This window comes from Proteiniborus sp., assembly GCF_040308045.1.
Classification (GTDB): domain Bacteria; phylum Bacillota; class Clostridia; order Tissierellales; family Proteiniboraceae; genus Proteiniborus.
Genome location: NZ_JAWRHZ010000030.1, coordinates 163,331 through 169,480, shown reverse-complemented (window position 1 = coordinate 169,480; position 6,150 = coordinate 163,331). Strand labels below are relative to the sequence as shown.

The 6,150-nt window shown below is 30.5% G+C and carries 5 protein-coding genes; 4 read left to right on the top strand and 1 reads right to left on the bottom strand.

All coding sequences use genetic code 11. The features are described from left to right. Window positions 1-358: 358 nt before the first annotated feature. The 3 genes from ABV008_RS06285 (at window position 359) to ABV008_RS06275 (ending at window position 4,082) form a co-directional block, all read left to right on the top strand. Window positions 359-1,126 (top strand): alpha/beta fold hydrolase, encoded by a 768-nt coding sequence (locus ABV008_RS06285; protein ID WP_352418964.1) that lies wholly within the window; start codon window positions 359-361, stop codon window positions 1,124-1,126. Window positions 1,127-1,155: 29 nt separating this feature from the next. Continuing rightward, on the top strand, window positions 1,156-2,799 hold the full coding sequence (locus tag ABV008_RS06280; protein WP_352418963.1) for a UDP-N-acetylmuramoyl-tripeptide--D-alanyl-D-alanine ligase: 1,644 nt from the start codon (window positions 1,156-1,158) through the stop codon (window positions 2,797-2,799). Between the two features lie 113 nt (window positions 2,800-2,912). Next, entirely contained in the window at window positions 2,913-4,082 is a 1,170-nt protein-coding gene (locus ABV008_RS06275) for a D-alanine--D-alanine ligase family protein (RefSeq protein ID WP_352418962.1), read from the top strand. A gap of 73 nt (window positions 4,083-4,155) precedes the next feature. Here ABV008_RS06275 and ABV008_RS06270 read toward each other — a convergent pair whose 3' ends face one another. Further along, entirely contained in the window at window positions 4,156-5,409 is a 1,254-nt protein-coding gene (locus ABV008_RS06270; RefSeq protein ID WP_352418961.1) for an MFS transporter, read from the bottom strand. 181 nt (window positions 5,410-5,590) lie between these two features. Here ABV008_RS06270 and ABV008_RS06265 point away from each other — a divergent pair, with 181 nt between their 5' ends. Continuing rightward, window positions 5,591-6,142 carry an HD domain-containing protein gene (locus ABV008_RS06265; protein WP_352418960.1) on the top strand — a complete coding sequence of 184 codons (552 nt, stop codon included), beginning with the start codon at window positions 5,591-5,593 and terminating at the stop codon, window positions 6,140-6,142. The last annotated feature ends 8 nt before the right edge of the window (window positions 6,143-6,150 follow it).

Below are 6,150 nucleotides of genomic sequence, written 5' to 3'. Positions count from 1 at the left end.
AGACATATTAACCAAAAGAGGGTTAGTTAGTCCATTAGATTACTATGAACACAGACGTAATGTTAGATTTAATTGAACCGCCGTATACGGAACCGTACGTACGGTGGTGTGAGAGGGAAATTTATTTTTCCCTACTCGATTTCTAAGATTCAATACGAAAAATGTCGAAATAATTATTAATATGGAAATAGTTTAATGTAAAAAAACGAAAATGGGAAAGTAAGCTAAAACCAAATAGAATATAGGCTATGGAATATTATTTGAAGTTCTGATATAATCATATAGTACTTTAGTAGAAAAGTTAAAAATGTAATAGTATTTAAATAGCAAATTATTATATTATAGGAGTAAATATTGCATGAAAGTAAACATAGAAAACATAGAAATAAACTACATATGCGAGGGACAAGGGAAAAATATACTCATTCTTCATGGGTGGGGAGCTAGTATAGACACTATAATGCCTATATTTAACCATCTAAAAGGTCACTTTAAAGTATATGCCATGGATTTTCCTGGATGTGGACAGAGTCAGAAGCCTAGTGAAGTTTTAGGGGCTTATGATTATGCTAGAATCACTAAAAAGTTTATTGATGCCATGGATATGGATGAAATAATTTTAATAGGTCATTCACATGGCGGAAGAGTATCTATAGTCCTAGCTAACAAGTATCCAGAGCTAGTGAAAAAGATGATATTAATTGATAGTGCTGGTTTAATTCCTAAGAGAAAACTAAAATATTATGTTAAAGTTTATACATTTAAAGCGCTTAAAAAGCTATATAGTATAACTTTCTTCTGGATGGACAAAGATGAAATAATGGAGAGATTTTATAAAAAATTTGGTTCTACTGATTATAAGGACGCAGATGGAATCATGAGAAAAATTTTAGTAAGGTTAGTAAATGAGGATTTAAGACCATTATTAAAGGATATTAAGGCATCTACTCTTTTAATATGGGGCAAAGATGACGATGCTACTCCTGTTTACATGGGAGAAATAATGGAGAAGGAAATAAAGGATAGCGGACTAGTAATACTTGAAAATGCAGGACATTATTCTTATCTTGATCAGTATGTCAGATTTAAAGCAATTATAAGCAGCTTTTTAGAGAAGGATAAGTAAAATTGTAACTATTTAGGGGAGTGAATTTGATGTTAGAAAACAATGGCCTTATGATAATATTTGCTATTATAAGTATTATTATTTGGAATGTATCTTTTTTTTACAGGTGCAGATTTATGCTACATATGATGCAGCTTGAAGGATATAAAAATACAAATTATATAAAGTGGATAAGTGAATTCCGATATAAAGTGTTTTATTCTAAAATCAATATTCTTATGATCATAGCTATTATTTTAGCAGTGGTAAATCTTGTGGCAGTGCAAGAGCAGTTTAGCCTGTTATATATAATCCTTTGGTCAGTATTGATTATTTTATCTACCGACTTCAAAAAAGAAAATGTCAAAAAAGATTTAGTTTATACAAAAAGAGCCCAAAGACTTTTAGCTTCAATATATATTGTTAACATTTTGATTTTGGTAGTTTCAATATCTATATACAGTGCACTTACAACTGACTTTTTTAAATACTATGCGATTTTACTCATTATTGGTGCAGCTCTATATTATTTAGTTCCATACACATTATATATTGCTAATTTTATAGTAAAACCTGTAGAAAATGCTATAAACAAGCATTATTTTGATATGGCACATAACAAAGTAAGAAGCTTTAAAAATCTAAACATAGTTGGAATAACTGGAAGCTATGGTAAGACTAGCACTAAATTTATCACTGCAAAGATACTAGAGGAAAAGTATAATGTTTTAAAAACCCCAGAGAGTTACAATACCCCCATGGGAGTAAGTAAAGTTATTAACAATACTCTAGATGATGGATATGATGCTTTTGTAGTAGAAATGGGTGCAAGAAATATAGGTGACATTAAAGAAATGGCAGAACTTGCAGGACCCAAGATAGGAGTTATTACTTCTATAGGACCGACACACTTAGAAACCTTTATCAATATAGATAATATAATGAAAACAAAATATGAACTCATAGAGGCTCTTCCACCAGATGGAATTGCTATTTTCAATTACGATAATCAGTATGTAAAAAAACTTGCAGACAAAACCTTTAAAGAAAAAATACTTTATGGAACAGAAAATATTGAACAACTTGACATATATGCCACGAACATTGAGGTATCAAAGATTGGTTCAACTTTTATCTTAAATGATAAAAATGGTAACTCAATAAAATGTGAAACAAAACTATTAGGAGAGCATAATATTGGAAATTTATTAGCAGGTGCAGCAATAGGGGTTGCCTTAGGACTTAAATTTGAAGAAATTGCAGAAGGAATAAAGAAAGTAGAGCCAGTACCTCATAGACTACAATTAATAAACCCAGGTACTGGAGTAATAATAATAGATGATGCATTTAATTCAAACCCAGTTAGCTCAAAAGCAGCATTAGACGTCATTAGCCAATTTAAAGAAGGAAGAAAAATAATCGTTACTCCTGGAATGATAGAGTTAGGACAGGAAGAAGAAGAGGCAAATAGACAATTTGGAAGATACATATCTGAGGTATGTGACTATGTAATACTAGTTGGTAAAAATAGAACTAAACCTATTTACGAGGGAATATTTGAAAAAGAATTCAATAAGGATAGTGTATTTGTTGTAAATAGTTTAAATGAGGCAACAGCAGTGTTACAAAAAATAGTTAGACCAAAAGATGTAGTATTGTTTGAAAATGACTTACCTGACACTTATAATGAATAAATTAAGACTTTTATGAGAAGCTTTTACAGTAATAAGAAAGCTAGATTATTTTCATCTCAAAAGTAGTGAAGGGAGTTATCTTTTTATTAACATTTTAGGAATGGGGGATTTTTATGAAAAAAAGAGTAGGTGTAGTCTTTGGCGGTAGAAGCGTAGAGCATGAAGTTTCCGTCATTACAGGCATGCAAGTAATAGAGAATATTGACAAAGCAAAATATGAGGTAGTACCAATATATATCAGTAAAGAAGGTAAATGGTTAACTGGCGAATCTCTAATGAACTTTAAGAATTTTAAAAATGATAATTTAAAGAATTTAAAAGAAATAATAGTGACACCAGTGTATAAAGATTATAAAGTATATTCACATCCAGAAACTATAGGCTTTTTGGGTAAAAAGCTTGTAGAAAGTGTAGATGTAATATTTACAGCCCTTCATGGTACGAATGCAGAAGATGGAACAGTTCAAGGGTTACTTGAGCTAGTGGATATTCCATATACTGGTGCAGGCGTTATGGCATCTGCAGTTGGCATGGATAAGATAACAATGAAGGATGTATTTAGGGCACATGGTCTACCAATAGTAGATTATACATGGTTCTTTAGAAAAAAATGGTTTACTCATAAAGAAGTCATAATAAATGAAGTAGAGCAAAATCTTGGTTATCCTGTCTTTGTAAAACCAGCAAATCTTGGTTCAAGTGTCGGTATTACAAAGGCAAAAGATAAAAAAGAATTAATTGATTCAATTGAAATAGCAATAAGATATGACAGAAAAATAATAGTTGAAAAGAGTGTAGAGAATCCTAGAGAAATTAACTGTGCTGTAATGGGCTATGATGATAATGTGAAAGCATCATTATGTGAAGAGCCAGTGGGCTGGAAAGAGTTACTTACTTATGAAGATAAGTATATCAGTAGCAATTCTAAGGGTTCAAAAAGTGGAGGAAGAAACATACCTGCAGATCTTCCAGAAGAAAAAACAAAGCTAATACAAGAAACTGCAAAAAAAGCATTCATGGCTATAGATTGTAGAGGAAATGCAAGAATAGACTTCCTTTTGGACCAAGAAGGAAATGTATTCGTTAATGAAATAAACACTCTTCCAGGCTCAGTAGCATATTATCTCTGGGAGCCTATGGGAATAAACTTTAAAGACTTAGTAAGCGAACTTATAGATATTGCTTTAGCTGCACATAAAGAAAAGAACGAGAACATGTACTCATATGATGTCGATTTATTCAAAAGAATAGAATTTGGTGGAAGCAAAGCTAAGAAAATATAGAAATAAAAAAGACATGATTAATAATGATCATGTCTTTTTTAAACTTGCTTTTTCGAAACTGTGAGTCTATATTTTATTGTGTTTTAAAGTGACCAATTTTTCTTCCTGATATCCTATAGAAAAATATGCTTGAAGTAAGTCTTATCACAGCAACTGCAACTAAGGCAATTGTGATATTAGTCATATTCATTAGCTTTACCCCAAGTATAGGAGAAATACTGGAAATAATAGCTATAAGAGTATTATAAATTGCAATATAAATAGACCTATTCTCACTTGGTATTATATCTAGCAAAATATTGAACAATAATAATGTTGTTCCAGCCACTGATACACCAATTATTATATTAAATAACACAAGCATAAAAATTTGTTTACTAAGAGCATATAATAATGGTGTGATACCCATTCCAATAATAGCTAAGCTTAAAGCAAAACTATTTCCTTTCTTTTCTGCAAAACCTGCCCATCTAGTATATGATATTATTGAAGATAGTCCACTAGCAATTGATATAGCAGAGAGCCAAGATTCATTAGCTTCTAGTATTTTTACAGTATATATATTGAATAAAGGCTGTGCACCTATCCAACCAACATGAAAAAAAAGGGATGCAAATGTAAATAGAAGAAATTTATTATTCTTAGGAATTTCTTTCAGTACTTGTTTTAAGGAATCTAAATATCTAGGTTTTTCCTTGTTTTGAACTACAAATCCTTTAAATTTAAAGAAATAATAAACTTCGACTATAGATACTAAAAAAGTAATAATAAAAAATATCTGATACAGCTTTATGCTATCCTCGTTAGACTTTGGTACCGAAGTAAGTAATTTTCCTGATATGATAGTTAAAGCTATTCCAATAATTGAAGAATATTTATTTCTAAGTCCCATGGTTTTTCCACGCTCATGAGGACCAAATATCTCTCCCACGCTTGCTTGATACCCCATGTTTGCGATTGACCCAGGTAAGTTCATTAACCCTATCATTAATACAAATAAACTAGCTTGATTTACATTTAAAAAGGGTATAAAAGCAATTAGTAAAAAGAAGATTTTATGTAATAACATTGTAGTACCTATGGTCTTTTGTTTGTTGTTTACTGATTCAATTAATATTGCACCAGGGATAAAGGCAAATATACTGATTAAATAAGGCAATGATGTTAGATAAGCTATATGGTATTCATTAGCACCTAGCCTTTCTGCAAACTTAGCATAATATGGATTTACTAGTTTTAGAGCTACAGAAGCTAATACCCCGTTAATAATATTAATTCGATTATTATAACTAAATTTTTCGTCAAGAGACAAAGATGTTTCGACCATTTTAGACACCTTCTATTTTTTTATTTCGACACTAGAAATATTATATAATATATTTCAGAATAAATAAAGAACTCGACACTACTATTAATAATTATGTTATAATATGGAATAAGAAACATTAAGAGAATGTACACAGATATTTATATAACACTAATAATAAATTACAAAGGAGAGAAACAAAATGAACAGAGAAAATGCACTAAAGCATGTAAAAGATAATATAAAAAACAAAAATTTATTAAAGCACATGTATGCAGTAGAGGCTGTAATGAGAGGACTTGCAGAAATATTTTGTGAAAATAAAGACAAATGGGGTATATCTGGATTAGTACATGATATAGATTATGATACAACAGCAGATGACTTAGAGAGACACAGTTTAATTGGAGGAGCCATGCTAGAAGAGTTAGGTTATGATGCAGATATTGTTTATGCAGTAAAAGCACATAATAAAGTACATGGGTTAGAAAGAAAATCATTAATGGATAAGGCGCTATTTTGTACTGATCCATTAACTGGACTCATAGTTGCATCTGCATTAATTTCACCAGCAAAAAAACTTCATGCCATAGACACACAATTTGTAGTAAATAGATTTCATGAAAAGACTTTTGCAAAAGGAGCAAATAGAGATCAAATTAAAGCATGTAGTGATTTAGGACTTACTTTAGAAGAATTTATTAGTATAGGACTTGAATCAATGAGGCAAATTAATGATATATTGGGACTTTAATAAAATGG